Here is a 13889-nt window from a genome sequence, read left to right on the forward strand (position 1 = left end):
TTCTATCCAAAACGCGCCCTGCAAAACAGCGATTGTCAGCGCTTGCGGCGTCCGAGGGCTTCGCGGGCTTTCAGTCCCAGCAGGATGCTGCTGCCCAGAGGCGATCGTGGGTTGGCGATCCAGAGCTGGCGCTGGGCTTCGCGGAGCGTGGCAAGCTGATTCTTATAAAAGTAATCGCCCGAGCCCATGTGAAATGTCTGGAATCCCTCATCCGCGCTGGCGGCCAAATAATAATACAGCGCGACGATACCCGGAAAATACTCCGGGAACAGACCGGTATTGATCACCAGCGGCCAGTACAGATGGTGGCCGCAGTCGATAGCCATGCTCAGATTCGCGGTTTCGCCCGCCATTTTGAGGCCCCACAGGCGTAATTGTCCACGCTGGCGCAATGCAAGCGCCCATTGTCGCAGGAACGCCTGTTCATGCGGGTTGCTGAGGTAAGAATTGCCGGTTTTGGCTGTCCAGTAACGCTGGTGGTGGCAGATAAACTGCTCGAAAAAGGCGTCAAAATCCCGCTGCGGGTCAAACATCACCAGCTCAGGCGCAAGCGTCTCGGCCTTCTTGACCTTGCTCTTGAGGTTGTAACGCGCTTTGGCATTCAACTGCCGCAGATAATGCTCAAAGCCGCCGGAGAGATCGACGTTGTACAGGGTTTTTCCGGGCGTCTCGATCCAGTCGAAACCGTCGGCGCGCAGTCGGGCCAGCGCTTTAGCGTTTCGGTGCGCGGGCGTCCATTTCAACCGCGCGACGTCCCAGGGCATATCGGCCTTGAGCGCCAGAAAATCATCCAGGTGGGCGTCAGAAAGCGTCTGCGACCAATCGCTGGCGCTGTTCCAGCCCGCAGGGCGCAATTCCCGCAAACGAATCAGGCCTTTGGCGAGGCGGTTCTCTACCAGCGCCCAATCGCCTCGTCTGGCCAGCACCGGAAACCGCGACGCGAGCGATTCCCACCAGGGGCCGGAGAAAGACGCGACGTCAAACGGGTACAGTGCGCACGATGGCGCCAGAAATGACCGCGCTCGTTGGGAGGCAAGCGAAACATTGACCAACGCAAAAGATCCTTAAAGGGGTAAACGCACATGCTGGATCGAAGACAAGCTTCACGCATTGTCCTTTAAAACCTCGCCCTGCCCAAGTGTTGCTTTATTATATGTTACATTTGTAATTTTTAAAATGGCCATCGCCCTGAATAAGACGACAGGCCCCTTTTGCAAGGAGCCTGCCGTCTGTGGATCTGAAGTACGGAAGTGAGAAGCCGATTACGCGGCGAAGAATCCGGTGTTGAAGTTGCCGCTGGAGTAGTAAGGGTTGGCGTAATCGACGATCATGCCCGGGTTGATGGGGTTCATCACCATCGCGTAGCCCTGACCCGACGCTTGCGCGCCGAGATAGCCCGCGTTGGCGGTTCCGCCATACGGCCCGATAGAGGTAATGTAGGTGCCCAACGGACTGACCAGCTTGCCGCCGCCGCCCTGGCCATAACCGCCGCCCATCGGCGCGCCGTAGCCGCCGGGTTGCGGGGCATAGCCGCCGGGTTGAGGCGCATAACCGGTCGATTGAGGCGCATAGCCGCCCGACACGCCGCCACCAGCGAGGAAGTTCATGAGATCAGGCGCGCCGGCCGCGTAACCATAGTTCGCGTTTGGAGGCGCCGCGTAACCGCCTGAAGGCGGGCCATACGAGCCGCTCGGCGCCATCGGGCCGGGGGGCGCAAAGCCGCCATAGCTGCTATTGGAGCCGATTAACTGCTGACCAACGCTCATCGGGCCGGTCATGCTGGTATTGCTGAAGTTAGCGCCCGCCATGCCGCTCATCGGGCTAAACGGGTTGGGATTGGGGCCGAATGAGCCGAAGGCGGCTCCGTTGAAGCTATCATAAGGCGTAACTTGCAGAGGATTGACAGAGCGTAGATCGTAGTTGGGTTGTAATGGATTGTAAGGGCCGTAGGGAGCGGCGAACGGAGAAGCCAATCCCAGACGATTGACCGTGTTGGCCGCCGTAGTCGCCATTGGGCCCTGTACATAGCTGCCGACGCCCATCGGGCCGACGGACACGTTGCCAGGACCGTACATGGACGCGGATCCAAGCCCAAACGGCGTATAGGAGGTGGCGCTGGAACTACCATACATAGACATGTCGCTTGCTTCTCCTTTGTCTCCGTTGGTGGGTAGATTCAAGGGTGTTGAGAATACTGGGGAATGTGCCGGGGAATGTGAAGAAATCCGAAAATACTCAATAGGAAAGGGGATTCTAAAGAAAATCTAACTTGTATAAGAAAATAAAAACATAATTAAGAGAGAAATTGTCTCCGATCGCCTTGAAGTATCCAAAACGTTACATCTGGCGCGGAGAAGGCAAGGCGTTCCAGATGGGACGCCCCGCGACCCAGACGGCATCTGCCTGAGTGGTCGGATGCAGCCAGAGGGCCGACGCCGACCCGCCTGCCTGCGCTTGGGCGCGCCAGAGGGTGAGGTCGGCCCATGCGCCGGGCTGAATCACGCCTAAAACGTCACCCCAGCCCAGAACGCGCGCGCTGTGAGACGTCACGCGCGCCAGCGTCTCTTCAGCGTCCCATCCGTGGAGGGTTTGAGCGACGCGGGCTTCGGCGCGAATATCCAGATCCGGCGCGCTCAGCAGGCTGTCAGAGCCAAGCCCCGTGGCGATGCCGCTGTCTTGCCAAGCGGGCCACGAAATCGTGCGGTCGCTCAGCGCCAGATTACTGCGCGGACAATGCGCCAGCGTGGCCCCATGGCGCGCCATGGCTTGGCGATCGGCAGCGGTCGCGAAAACGCCGTGGGCCACGACCGTGGCCTCATCGAGCAAGCCATGCGCGTCGAGATACCCGATCGGCGAGCGCGGGCGCGCGCCCGGCGGCGGCTCGGGCGAAAATTCACGTCCCAGAACCGTGAGATGCAGGCACTTTAAAGGCGATGGTTCGCCGCGAATCCAGCGCCACTCATCTAACGACTCGCCGCCATGACAGTGAATTATCGCTGGGCGACACGCGCGCGCCACGGCCCGCCATGCGCGCGCAGACACGGCGTAGGGGCTGTGGGGGGAGATCCCCGTCCTGAGGCGCCCGCGCGCGCTGGCAAGCCCGTCAGACGCTTCAAATTCCCTGAAGTAGCGCTCGACAATGGCATCGACGGCCCCGGCGCCCGCCTGCGCATGAAAAAACTCCATGCAGACCACGCCGCGCATGCCGGCGTCGGCCAGAACGGCGAGGCTTTCGCCGTGCGTACTGATATCATTGACGCAACTGACGCCCGTCGCCAGCGACATCTCGGCGCCGCGTCGACAGCGCGCCGTTGCGGCCTCCAGGCGATCTCCCCCGATGGCTTCAGGGGACGGCTGGCCCTTGCGCCGGATCACGGCGAGCAGCCAGTCGGTCATCGTCTCGCCCGGCGCTCGGGGCGCGCGAGGGCCTTCGCTCAGTTCCAGATGCGTATGGAGGTTGATCAGGCCGGGCGTGATTAGCCGCAGCGCGCCAGTGGGCCCGTCCAGCGTCTGGCGCAGCGGGGCCGCCAGCGTATCGGGTAATTCTGTCAGGCGACCGACCGCAGCGAGACGATCGCCTTCTATGGCGACGAAGCCGTCGGCGAAAGGCTCGCGGCAGACCGGGAGAATCCAGTGGGCTGCAAGATAGTGCATCATCGCCTTTTATTCTAAAATAAGGGCAATGCTTCCCGCTTGACTGGAGATTTCTCCGTGGCGCCGCCCCCCTTTCTGAAACCCTCGCGCGTCGGATCCGACAAATGGATGCTCGCCCTGTTTCCGCTGATTACGCTGGCCTGCTTTGCGGCGGCGCTGGTGGCGTTGTGGGTCATTCATTTCATTCTGAGCGTGTGGCGTTAACGGTCGCTGGGGGCAATCGCCGGGCTTCAGCGGGTTTATTTGCCTGAACCGCTTCTATTCTTACATATAGATTCTGTTCTTCTATCGATCCCTTACTCGTCGCTAGTCGTTAGCGCGTATGTGAGCCCCGATTCTTGCGAGGGAGCCTCTTCGATGCCGCTTTCCCCCTTCGCCCAGACGCTTGCGCGGCCCGTTGCGTCGCCGGTTTCGCGTTGCGCCGTCGCTTCGCTGATTGAGGCGTTTTCCTCTCTTCAGGGAGAGGGGCCTTATGTCGGGCGTCGTCAGCTGTTCGTCCGCTTTGCCGGGTGTCATCTGGCCTGCGCTTACTGCGATACCACGTTGACGCCCGATGCTCGCGGGATGGCTGTCACGCCGCTGGCCGACGAGTCCCCGTCGTTCTTTGTGGAAAATCCCCTGACGCCCGAGGCTTTGCTCTCGCTTATGAGGCCGCTGCTGGACGCGGCGCCGCATCATAGCGTGAGTCTTACCGGCGGCGAGCCGCTGCTCTATGCGGATTTTCTGCGCGAGCTGGCTCCTGCGCTCAGCGCCCGAGTGCCGCTTTATCTGGAAACCAGCGGCACGCATGTTGAAGCGCTGGCCGATATCTTGCCCTGGGTGGATATCATCGCGATGGATGTCAAGCTGGCTTCCGCCACCGGCGAGCCGTCGCCTTTCGCCGCGCATGCGCGTTTTCTCGATGTTGCCCGCAGTCGGCCGCAGACGCGGACGTTCATCAAGCTGGTCGTGGGGCCGTATCCGCCAGCGGAAGAACTGGCGGCCTTGGGCGCGATCTTGCCTGCGCGCGGCGTGCCGGTGATTCTTCAGCCTGTAACGCGTCCAGACGGGTCGCTAGGGGCCAGCGCCGCGACGCTGATGCGGCTGCAACGCGAACTTTCTCAATCGCTGGACGATGTGCGAGTGATTCCGCAAACCCATAAGGTGTTGGGGATCGCTTAGCGATTGCTGTGGGCATTCCCTTGCTCGCGCTCGGCGTTGATTCTTTGCGCTGCCGTTTCACTGGCCGTCGGGGGAAGTGACCGTTCCACCTGAGGCGCGATCGACTCCACTGCAGGCGTGACGACAGGCTCGGTCGGCGTCGTGGCGACGGGTTCCGCCGGAGGGCTGACGACAGGCTCAGTTGGCGTCGTGGCGACGGGTTCCGCGGGAGGGGTGACGACAGGTTCAGTTGGCGTCGTGGCGACGGGTTCCGCCGGAGGGGTAACGACAGGCTCGGTCGGCGTCGTGGCGACGGGTTCCGCCGGAGGGCTGGCGACAGGCTCAGTTGGGGCCGTGGCGACGGGTTCCGCCGGGGTGGAGACGACAGGCTCATCCGGGGTCGTGGCGACGGGTTCCGCCGGAGGGGTAACGACAGGCTCGGTCGGCGTCGTGGCGACGGGTTCCGCGGGCGGGGTGACGATAGGCTCGGTCGGCGTCGTGGCGACGGGTTCCGTGGGAGGGGTGACGATAGGCTCATCCGGGGTCGTGGCGACGGGTTCCGCGGGAGGGCTGACGACAGGCTCAGTTGGCGTCGTGGCGACGGGTTCCGCGGGCGGGGTGACGACAGGCTCAGTTGGCGTCGTGGCGACGGGTTCCACGGGCGGGGTGACGACAGGCTCGGTCGGCGTCGTGGCGACGGGTTCCACGGGTGGGGTGACGACAGGCTCGGTCGGCGTCGTGGCGACGGGTTCCGTGGGAGGGGTGACGATAGGCTCATCCGGGGTCGTGGCGACGGGTTCCGCCGGAGGGCTGACGACAGGCTCAGTTGGGGTCGTGGCGACGGGTTCCGCCGGAGGGGTAACGACAGGCTCGGTCGGGGTCGTGGCGACGGGTTCCGCCGGAGGGGTAACGACAGGCTCATCCGGGGTCGTGGCGACGGGTTCCGCCGGGGTGGAGACGCCAGGCTCAGTTGGGGCCGTGGCGACGGGTTCCGTCGGAGGGGTGACGACAGGTTCAGTTGGCGTCGTGGCGACGGGGTCCACGGGCGGGGTGACGACAGGCTCGGTCGGCGTCGTGGCGACGGGTTCCGCGGGCGGGGTGACGACAGGCTCGGTCGGCGTCGTGGCGACGGGGTCCGTTTTGGGTTCCGTCTCGGGCGTGGTGGCGACGGGGTCCGTTTTGGGTTCCGTCTTAGGCGTGGTGGCGACGGGATCCGTTTTGGGTTCCGTCTCGGGCGTGGTGGCGACGGGGTCCGTTTTGGGTTCCGTCTTAGGCGTGGTGGCGACGGGGTCCGTTTTGGGTTCCGTCTTAGGCGTGGTGGCGACGGGATCCGTTTTGGGTTCCGTCTCGGGCGTGGTGGCGACGGGGTCCGTTTTGGGTTCCGTCTTTGGCGTGGTGGCGACGGGGTCCGTTTTGGGTTCCGTCTTAGGCGTGGTGGCGACGGGATCCGTTTTGGGTTCCGTCTCGGGCGTGGTGGCGACGGGGTCCGTTTTGGGTTCCGTCTTTGGCGTGGTGGCGACGGGGTCCGTTTTGGGTTCCGTTTTAGGCGTGGTGGCCGCTGCACTGCTGCTGGTGGTCTTGGCTTGCGAGCCGAACTTACTCATGAAAACAGCGACCAGCACCCGCAGAAACGTATCCCACGGATTTGCGTTTTGAGACGGTGCGCTTTGCGCGGTGGTCGACGTCCCCGCAGGCTTCGGCGCTGGGGCCGTGGAGAACGCGGCTTCAAAGGGATCGAATCCAGATGACGGCGCCGGAGCGCCATACCCGCCGGAATTCGGCGCAACCTGCTGTTGCGGATAGCCTTGGGGGCCCATGTATTGCTGGGGCATGGCCTGCTGTTGCGGGTAGCCTTGAGGGCCCATGTATTGTTGGGGCATGGCCTGCTGTTGCGGGTAGCCTTGAGGGCCCATGTATTGCTGAGGCATGGCCTGTTGCTGCGGATAGCCTTGGGGGCCCATATATTGCTGAGGCATGGCCTGCTGCTGCGGATAGCCTTGGGGGCCCATGTATTGCTGAGGCATGGCCTGTTGTTGCGGGTAACCTTGTGGGGGCCTGTATTGCTGGGGCATGGCCTGTTGCTGCGGATAGCCTTGTGGGGCCATGTATTGCTGGGGCATAGCCTGCTGCTGCGGGTAACCTTGTGGGGCCATGTATTGCTGGGGCATGGCCTGCTGCTGCGGATAGCCTTGTGGGGGCCTGTATTGCTGGGGCATGGCCTGCTGCTGCGGATAGCTTTGTGGGGCCATGTATTGCTGGGGCATGGCCTGCTGCTGCGGATAGCCTTGTGGGGCCATGTATTGCTGGGGCATGGCCTGCTGCTGCGGATAGCCTTGTGGGGCCATGTATTGTTGTGGCATGGCCTGCTGTTGCGGGTAGCCAGGATAAGGGCTGCCATAAGAATTGGCAAGAGAGCTGCTCATGATGCGTGCGCCTTTCAGCTATCGGGAGACAATGAGGACGGGCTGCGATTCAAAGACTATTCGGGGGATTGGGGCGATTATTTGGAGGCCGTGGCGGTCGGCTTGGAGCTGCCGAGCATCTGATCCATGATGGAGCTCAGCATCGATTTCAGCTGCGCTTCGCTCATCCCGCCGAAGAGGGCTGCCAGATCGCCGCCATTGGCGGAAGGTGCGGGGGAAGACGCAGGCGGTTTCGGTTGCTGCGGGGGATAAGACGGCTGCTGAGGGGGGTAATATGCAGGCGGTTGTTGCGGATAATACGCCTGCTGAGGTGGATAGGCTTGCTGCTGAGGCGGATAATACGCGGGTGGTTGTTGTTGCGGGTAATACGCCTGCTGCGGGGGATAAGACGGCTGCTGAGGCGGATAATATGCGGGCGGTTGTTGCGGATAATACGCCTGCGGGGGATAGGCCGGCTGCTGAGGCGGATAATACGCGGGCGGCTGTTGCTGCGGATAGTACGCCTGCGGGGGATAGGCCGGCTGCTGAGGCGGGTAATAGGCTGGGGGTTGATAGACAGGCGGCGGCGGCGGGGGTGGAGGCGGCGTTGCCAGTTTCCATTGGGTGTTGGCGATATTACCCAGCTGGCTGGCGTCGCCGTTCATGTAGCCGATGGCGCTATTGAGCATCGCCATGCCGCCACTGCCGACGTTGACCATCTGGCCCGTTTGCTGCTCAAGGGCAATGCCCTGCAGAGAAGATTGCGCCATGGCGGAAGCCATGGGCGACATTGAATATCCGCTTTGAAAGAGATCGCCGTATTTCTGATCCAGAGCGGCAATCTGGGCATTGGCGGACTGACGGCTCTGATACATGTTGGCGTTATAGCTAGCGTAAGCGGGAGTGTTCATCAACGCCTGGGCTGGATTTGAGCCTTGTTGCGGATAACCGCCGTAGCCAATACTCATAAGGCAGACAATCCTCTCTCACAGAACCAAACGGGGATGCTATCATCAGGAAAAACAGTAGATATCTTTAAAAATAAAAACAAATTATTAATGTGAATTGCGTCTTTCTCAATAAAAATTTAATAATCCGTAGGGCAGGCGGCTGAGGGCTTCTGCCATGTCAAACGCGCCCCCCTGTCCTGTCAGAGAGGCGCGTCATTGCTCACATAAATCTCGGAGATTAGCTGCTTTTCTTGGCGGCCATCTGTTGCACCATTACCAGCAGCATCTGAAACATCTGCATAATGTCCACGCCGCCGTTGGCAGGCATTCCGCCGCCTTGCGGGGGAGGATAACCGCCGGCCTGATACCCATAGCCACCGCCGCCGAATTGCTGTTGCGGGGGATATGCGCCCATGCCGCCGCCGGAGAAGTTCCAGGGCGTGTTAAGAATATTGCCCAATTGGCTGCTGTCGCCATTCATATAGCCGATGGCGCTGTTGAGCATCGCCATGCCGCCGCCGCCCATGTTTACCATCTGGCCGGTCTGCTGTTCGGCCATGATGCCGCGCATCGCAGACTGGTTCATGGCTGCTGCCATGGGCGACATTGAATAGCCCATCTGGAACAGATCGCCATACTTCTGGTCGAATGCGGCGAGTTGCGCGCTGGCATTCTGACGCGTCTGCCAATTGCTCTGCGTGAGGCCGAAATACGCAGGATTGCTCATCAACTGCTGCATCGGCGTATATCCGTTAGAAGCCATTTTCTGGAGCCTCTCTCTTCTGCACTTCTCTCATGGGAGTGGGGTCATGGTCTATAAATTAATAAAAACATTCTATTGCGCCGGATTGTCCTTCTTAATAATTTGTTCAGATTTCGGCGTCGGGCGCGCTGAAACAAGCGGCCTATGCAGCGCTGGAGATGCAGGGCGACTTAAATGCGTCCGCTCGTGGGCGTTGATTAGAAAATAGTCGCTAGAAAATCAGCAGCGTCTCGCGGATTACTTTCGCGGCGACGACTGATGAGACGCCTGTTGGATCGAGCGTCGGGGCCAGTTCAACGGCGTCAGCGCCCACCACGCGAAGCGACTGGAAACGCTCTAGCCAGTCGATGAGGGTTTGAAAGCTCATACCGCCGGGCTCTGGCGTGCCCGTGCCAGGAAACGCGCCGGGATCCAGCACGTCAAGATCCACGGTGAGAAAGACAGGGCGATTCTGAAGACGCTGCAAGGCGCTGGGCAGCTCATCGGCAGCGGTGACCAGCGTCTGATGCTCGCGCATCCAGTTGAATTCCTCGCGAGGGCCGGAGCGGATGCCTACCTGGATCAGCCGTTGGGGGCCGATGCGATCGGCGATGCGACGCATGACGCTGGCATGCGAGAGCGTCTCGCCGAGATAGTCGTCTCTAAGGTCAGCGTGCGCGTCAAAATGGAGTACCGCCAGATCCTCAAAGCGCTCCAGATAAGCTTCAATGACCGGCAATGTCACCAGATGCTCGCCGCCGACGCCCATCCAGCGCTTACCTGCCGCTAATGTCTGAGTGGCCGCCTGTCGAATGCGATCCAGCGCCACAGACTTGCCACCGAAGGGCAATTCCAGATCGCCCGCATCGAAGAACGCCACATCGCCCAGATCGCGATCCAGACGCGGCGAATAGGTTTCCAGCCCGTAAGACGCCTCGCGAATGGCCGCAGGGCCAAAGCGCGCGCCGGGGCGGTAGCTGCAGGTACCGTCGTACGGCAGGCCGACCATCACCCAGTCGGCGTCTTCAAAGCGCTCACAGGAGCCCATCCAGGCGCGTCCCAGAAACGGACCGCTTATAAAGCCGTGCGCGTTGCTGTTCATGTCAGGCCCGGCGCCCACGGCGTCGGCTCGCCTGCCATGCGCTGGCGCGCAAACGTCGGCAGAGCAAAGGCGGCGGGCAGCAACTCGCCGTTGAGATAGCGCAAAGCGGGCTCCAGTGACGTCAGACGCGCGGCAATCGCCGGATCTGATGAGATGGCGGCTGTCAGACGCTCGCGCGGTGTCGGGGCGTTTTCATCCCCGCTACAGATGGCCCATGTCCACATTGCGCCGGGATACGTGGGAATCACCGCCCAGTAGGGCGAAACCTGCGCAAAGGTCCGGCGCAGCAAATCGTAAATCAGCCCCTGTTCGCGTGCGTGAGCGACGGGCGATTCGGTCTGGTTGGCCATCACCCCGCCGGGCGTCAGGCATTGGCGCGCGTTGCGGTAGAAAGACTCCGTAAACAGGCCTTCGCCGGGCCCCATTGGGTCGGTAGAATCAATCAGAATCACGTCAAAGCGATTGCCCCCGGCCTGAGCGCAGTCGGCCATATAAGCAATGCCATCGCGAATCTCGATGCGTACGCGCGGATCGCCCAGTTGCCCGGCGATGCTGGGCAAAAACTCGCGGCAGGCGTCCACGACGGCGCCATCAATCTCGCACAGCACGACTTCTTCAACGCCCGGATGCCGCAACACTTCGCGCGCGGAACCGCCGTCGCCCCCGCCGATAATCAGCACGCGGCGCGGCACCGGGCAGCAGAGCATCGCCGGATGCGCGATCATCTCGTGATAGACGAACTCGTCGCGCTCGCTGGTCATTACCAGGCCGTCCAGCAGCAACATACGGCCAAAGTAGGCCGTTTCGATAATGTCGATGGTCTGAAACGGCGATACGGCATGATACAGCAGCCGTCCGGCCTTCAGGCCCAGACGGACCGATTCGGCGTAGGTTTCGCTGACCCAGAGTTGTAACGGCGTGTCCACGGCGTCAGGCCCGGCGTGCGCCGGCGTGCTCCAGCAGCGGGGCCGCCTCGCGCTCGCGTGTCGGCGCTAAGGCCTCCGTCGCCGCCGCCGGAGGGGCGACCAAACACGCCCGCTCTTCCACTGTGCGTGGAAAAAGCCGGCCGCGACTGGCATGATGCGCTTCAAAGTCGCGCACGCCAAAGGCTTCGAGAACCAGCGCCTGCGTTTTGTCCACGTCGAACGGCTTGCAGCTGAAAATATCGAAGAAGAAGTAGTCTTTCTCGGTAAACGAGTGGAAGGTGATATGCGATTCGGCAATGACAACCAGACCGGTGATGCCCTTGTCTTCAGGAATCAGGCCTTCGTATGGAAACACGTAGGGCTGGATGATCCGCGTCATGCCGATGCGCTCGGGCAGGCGGTACAGAAAGTCAAAGACGAATTGCAGGCTGCCAATGCGCTCAGGGTCGCACTGACGGCAATCGAGCATCAGGTGAGGGCCAAAGCCCGAATACATCGTCGTCATGTCAGGCCCTCCACCGTTTGCGGGGAGGTGAACGACTGGGCGCGCACTTCAAATGGCGCTTTCAGCACCTGATGGGTATCGCTGTTCATGAGGCCGCGCGCCAGCTCGGAGTAAAACGCTGAGCCCGCATGCAGATGCTCGCGCAGGTAGTCGTAAGCGACCATCGGATCGCACGAATCCCCGCAGGTAAAGAGATCGACCGCCGCGTAGCCGTATTCAGGCCACGTATGAATCGCCAGGTGCGATTCCGCGATAATCACCACGCCGCTTACGCCGTACGGGCTAAAATGATGGAAATTCTGCTGGACGATCGTCGCGCCACACTTAACGGCGGCTTCGCACATCGTCTGCTCAATCAGCGCCACGTTATTGAGGACATTCGGGTCGCAATCGTAGAATTCCGCCAGCAGGTGTTGGCCCAGGTTAAAGATGGAGGCGGTCTGGCTCGCCGGATGAGGCGTCGGGGTGAAAACGGCTTGTTTCAACTCGGTCGGCTCTCCTGTCAGTTCGGGTTAGGGACGCTAAGGATCCTCTATACCAAGGGTATAGAAGCGGGAGGTTTGAACGGTGAGCGATTTCATCATGAATGAATAAAACACGGAACCCTCTAAAATGAAGCGTTATTGACTCACAAAGATCAAGCGGGATCAAACCCGGAATTATTCGCGACTCGTCTGCTTTTGATTATAGCCGACCCCGGCAAGAATCTCTCAAGGTCAGCTGACTCAAAGGGTTGAATCACGCAAAGCGACTCGACAATTTACGATGAGACTTTAATTCTGCGCACGTTCAGGCAGAGTCAAGAAAATTCGGGTTCGCTACAATGCCCGTCAATACGCGGCAATGCGTTCAGCGGAAATTTTTTGAGGGGACTCTGGCCCTTAACGGACTTGGCAAGGTTGAAAACGCTTATTTTTCGGCCCCTTCAGCGATAGGCAATTCTGAATCGCTCAGACCCCTGCTCCTTCAGCGATCCCCTAGGCGTCGCGGGCCGATATAAAAACGATTTGCGCAAGCAGGTTTCTGTAATAAATCTTCATATTGTGTCGAATCGTATCCTCTGTTGAGCGGATCGCCGTGTTTTGGGATTTGGCCATCGGTTGCGACGGCCTGTTTTGATAAGCGCTTGATAGGCGGTGCGCGCTTCTGGCGGTCAATAGGAAATTCTTCCTGCCAGATTTGAGAAAGTCTTCTTATGAACAGCCCGGCCGTAAGCGCTTTAATACCATCATCAGCCCGCACAAACCGCTTGCCCAGACTTGAGGAGACGCCGCCATGTCCACGATGTCCTACCCCACTAGCGCTTACCGCTATCCGCAGTCTTATGGTTATGCCAACAGCCCGTTTCAAGCGTTTCGGGATTCTTCCTCTCGTCCGCTCACGATGGCTTCAGACGTTTACGCGCCGAGCCGCGCTCGCACGGCTTCCACGTCGATTCTTGCGCCTAAAGCGCCCGAGCGCCGCTCTTTGATTGGCGCCTTCTGGCGTCACGCCAAGCTGATGATTGGCGGCTTTATCGCCAGCAAGCTGTTTAACAAAGTGACGGGCCTGCTGCCCGAATTCACGTTCCGTCAATTCGCCAAGCTGTACATCGGCGGCGCGCTGGGCGTTGCAGGCGTGCAGTACGCCGCCGCCAAGGTATCCGGCTCTAACGCGAGCCAACAGGCATAAGGGGGAAAGCAGAAGAGGGATAATGCGCCGAGGCGCGCTCATTTCCAGGCCTCATCGCCTGCCGCGACTGCGCGGCGGGCTTTTTTTGCGTCGATGATGGGATGAAAACAGGCGCGCCGGGAGTTTTCCTCTTTAGACGCCGCCCGCGCAGCAGGCTTGGGCCGCGCGCTGGATTTCTTCCGGGCTCAAGTTGCGCTGCTGGGTCGCAAACGCCCACTGATGCCCATACGGGTCTTTGACCTGTCCGTAACGATCGCCCCAGAAGGCGTCTTGAATGGGCATCATGACTTCACAACCTGCCGCGACGGCGGTTTGATACCACGCGTCGGCGTCATCCACCGACAGGTGAAGGGTGATGGGGCTGCCGCCCAGCTTTCGCGGGGAAGAGCAGTTTTCGCCCATCGCATCGCACAGAAAGAGGTGCGACTCGCCGATCTGGAGTTGCGCGTGCATGATGCCGCGCCCGTCGGGCGTGGTCAGGACGTACATTTCCTGGGCGCGGAGGGCGCGTTTGTAGAAATCGATGGCCTCGCGGGCGTTGTCGACCACCAGATGCGGGGTGAGGCTATTTTGAGCCGGCGGCGCTGGATGCGTCATAACAGGGACTCCTTCTTTTACTGTGTAAGACTTCTTTTCTCTGTTAGATTTCTCTGCTCTGTCAGATTTTTTCTATGAGCTTTCTCAAACTTGGAGTGTTAGCGTAACGAATTTTTCAGTTGCCGTCAAATGCGCCAGCGCGGATTTTTCTCTGCCGGGAACGCCTTGGCAGAGGCTTCGCGTGACCAGACAACGCCTTT

At 60.7% G+C, this 13889-nt stretch carries 15 protein-coding genes; 3 read left to right on the top strand and 12 right to left on the bottom strand.

All coding sequences use genetic code 11. The features are described 5' to 3' along the window. Window positions 1-35 precede the first annotated feature (35 nt). From IPK79_06995 to IPK79_07005, 3 genes are all read right to left on the bottom strand, one after another. The gene (locus IPK79_06995; protein ID MBK8190183.1) at window positions 36-1052 is read right to left on the bottom strand and encodes a GNAT family N-acetyltransferase; all 1017 of its coding nucleotides are present in this window, start codon (window positions 1050-1052) and stop codon (window positions 36-38) included. Window positions 1053-1262: 210 nt separating this feature from the next. Further along, window positions 1263-2138 (bottom strand): hypothetical protein, encoded by an 876-nt coding sequence (locus tag IPK79_07000; GenBank protein ID MBK8190184.1) that lies wholly within the window; start codon window positions 2136-2138, stop codon window positions 1263-1265. Between the two features lie 199 nt (window positions 2139-2337). Next, a complete protein-coding gene (locus IPK79_07005; protein MBK8190185.1) occupies window positions 2338-3657 on the bottom strand; it encodes an amidohydrolase family protein in 1320 nt (439 codons plus the stop codon). Window positions 3658-3711: 54 nt separating this feature from the next. On the opposite strand from IPK79_07005, the gene IPK79_07010 reads away from it, so the two are divergent. After that, the gene (locus IPK79_07010; GenBank protein ID MBK8190186.1) at window positions 3712-3858 is read left to right on the top strand and encodes a hypothetical protein; all 147 of its coding nucleotides are present in this window, start codon (window positions 3712-3714) and stop codon (window positions 3856-3858) included. A 153-nt stretch (window positions 3859-4011) separates the two neighbouring features. After that, a complete protein-coding gene (locus IPK79_07015) occupies window positions 4012-4815 on the top strand; it encodes a 7-carboxy-7-deazaguanine synthase QueE (GenBank protein MBK8190187.1) in 804 nt (267 codons plus the stop codon). On the opposite strand, the gene IPK79_07020 is transcribed toward IPK79_07015, so the two are convergent. The 8 genes from IPK79_07020 to IPK79_07055 all read right to left on the bottom strand — a co-directional run bounded on the left by IPK79_07020 (window position 4812) and on the right by IPK79_07055 (window position 12663). Continuing rightward, entirely contained in the window at window positions 4812-7217 is a 2406-nt protein-coding gene (locus IPK79_07020) for a hypothetical protein (protein ID MBK8190188.1), read from the bottom strand. The two genes, IPK79_07015 and IPK79_07020, sit on opposite strands and share 4 nt — an antisense overlap. Window positions 7218-7294: 77 nt before the next feature. Then, window positions 7295-8164 carry a hypothetical protein gene (locus tag IPK79_07025; protein ID MBK8190189.1) on the bottom strand — a complete coding sequence of 290 codons (870 nt, stop codon included), beginning with the start codon at window positions 8162-8164 and terminating at the stop codon, window positions 7295-7297. A gap of 220 nt (window positions 8165-8384) precedes the next feature. Next, window positions 8385-8909: a hypothetical protein gene (locus tag IPK79_07030; protein ID MBK8190190.1), complete on the bottom strand. Its 525-nt coding sequence runs from the start codon at window positions 8907-8909 to the stop codon at window positions 8385-8387. 211 nt (window positions 8910-9120) lie between these two features. Further along, window positions 9121-9936: an agmatinase gene (gene speB, locus IPK79_07035; GenBank protein MBK8190191.1), complete on the bottom strand. Its 816-nt coding sequence runs from the start codon at window positions 9934-9936 to the stop codon at window positions 9121-9123. 50 nt (window positions 9937-9986) lie between these two features. Further along, window positions 9987-10916 carry a polyamine aminopropyltransferase gene (speE, locus tag IPK79_07040; GenBank protein ID MBK8190192.1) on the bottom strand — a complete coding sequence of 310 codons (930 nt, stop codon included), beginning with the start codon at window positions 10914-10916 and terminating at the stop codon, window positions 9987-9989. 4 nt (window positions 10917-10920) lie between these two features. After that, window positions 10921-11421, bottom strand: coding sequence for an S-adenosylmethionine decarboxylase (locus IPK79_07045; GenBank protein ID MBK8190193.1), 501 nt, complete (start codon window positions 11419-11421; stop codon window positions 10921-10923). Continuing rightward, window positions 11418-11852, bottom strand: coding sequence for an S-adenosylmethionine decarboxylase proenzyme (locus IPK79_07050; GenBank protein ID MBK8190194.1), 435 nt, complete (start codon window positions 11850-11852; stop codon window positions 11418-11420). The genes IPK79_07045 and IPK79_07050 overlap by 4 nt, the downstream gene beginning before the upstream one ends. A 535-nt stretch (window positions 11853-12387) precedes the next feature. Continuing rightward, window positions 12388-12663 (bottom strand): hypothetical protein, encoded by a 276-nt coding sequence (locus IPK79_07055; protein ID MBK8190195.1) that lies wholly within the window; start codon window positions 12661-12663, stop codon window positions 12388-12390. Between the two features lie 33 nt (window positions 12664-12696). On the opposite strand from IPK79_07055, the gene IPK79_07060 reads away from it, so the two are divergent. Continuing rightward, the gene (locus IPK79_07060; protein MBK8190196.1) at window positions 12697-13092 is read left to right on the top strand and encodes a hypothetical protein; all 396 of its coding nucleotides are present in this window, start codon (window positions 12697-12699) and stop codon (window positions 13090-13092) included. A gap of 132 nt (window positions 13093-13224) precedes the next feature. Here IPK79_07060 and IPK79_07065 read toward each other — a convergent pair whose 3' ends face one another. Further along, window positions 13225-13689: a VOC family protein gene (locus IPK79_07065; protein ID MBK8190197.1), complete on the bottom strand. Its 465-nt coding sequence runs from the start codon at window positions 13687-13689 to the stop codon at window positions 13225-13227. Window positions 13690-13889: the final 200 nt, after the last annotated feature.

Source organism: Vampirovibrionales bacterium (assembly GCA_016712355.1).
Taxonomy (GTDB): domain Bacteria; phylum Cyanobacteriota; class Vampirovibrionia; order Vampirovibrionales; family Vampirovibrionaceae; genus JADJRF01.

Bases quoted from the DNA above. Each gene is read 5' to 3' on its own strand.
- IPK79_07000 (MBK8190184.1), bottom strand. From the start codon at position 2,138: ATGTCTATGTATGGTAGTTCCAGCGCCACCTCCTATACGCCGTTTGGG.
- IPK79_07060 (MBK8190196.1), top strand. From the start codon at position 12,697: ATGTCCACGATGTCCTACCCCACTAGCGCTTACCGCTATCCGCAGTCT.
- IPK79_07015 (MBK8190187.1), top strand. From the start codon at position 4,012: ATGCCGCTTTCCCCCTTCGCCCAGACGCTTGCGCGGCCCGTTGCGTCG.
- IPK79_07045 (MBK8190193.1), bottom strand. From the start codon at position 11,421: ATGACGACGATGTATTCGGGCTTTGGCCCTCACCTGATGCTCGATTGC.
- speB (MBK8190191.1), bottom strand. From the start codon at position 9,936: ATGGGCTCCTGTGAGCGCTTTGAAGACGCCGACTGGGTGATGGTCGGC.
- IPK79_07065 (MBK8190197.1), bottom strand. From the start codon at position 13,689: ATGACGCATCCAGCGCCGCCGGCTCAAAATAGCCTCACCCCGCATCTG.
- IPK79_07025 (MBK8190189.1), bottom strand. From the start codon at position 8,164: ATGAGTATTGGCTACGGCGGTTATCCGCAACAAGGCTCAAATCCAGCC.
- IPK79_07030 (MBK8190190.1), bottom strand. From the start codon at position 8,909: ATGGCTTCTAACGGATATACGCCGATGCAGCAGTTGATGAGCAATCCT.
- IPK79_07020 (MBK8190188.1), bottom strand. From the start codon at position 7,217: ATGAGCAGCTCTCTTGCCAATTCTTATGGCAGCCCTTATCCTGGCTAC.
- IPK79_07005 (MBK8190185.1), bottom strand. From the start codon at position 3,657: ATGATGCACTATCTTGCAGCCCACTGGATTCTCCCGGTCTGCCGCGAG.